At 37.8% G+C, this 238-nt stretch carries 1 protein-coding gene; it reads right to left on the bottom strand.

Translation table 11 applies throughout. From position 1 onward, the window contains the following. On the bottom strand, window positions 1-238 hold a 238-nt coding region (locus GB932_RS21735), incomplete at both ends, for a hypothetical protein (RefSeq protein ID WP_231915928.1).

Here is a 238-nt window from a genome sequence, read left to right as displayed (position 1 = left end):
AGTATTGAACCATCCTTGTCTGGTTTCACCTCTGTCATATTGTAAATTGATCCCAAAAGCATGAGTAATGGCTTTATCAATACTTACGTAGGCTGAATATCCAAAAAGGTTTTTACCGTTACCATTTTTGATAGAGGTTAAATCCGCAGACTGAAGAAGTGGAACACCCACCCCGGCAGAAATAGACCAATCATTAAATCTTTTAGATTGATTGGTGAATGGGGAAACATTAGCAGAT

This window comes from Microbacterium karelineae (assembly GCF_009745985.1).
GTDB lineage: Bacteria > Actinomycetota > Actinomycetes > Actinomycetales > Microbacteriaceae > Microbacterium > Microbacterium karelineae.
Note: the sequence above shows the minus strand (reverse complement) of the source record. Positions and strands in the feature narration are given on the sequence as shown.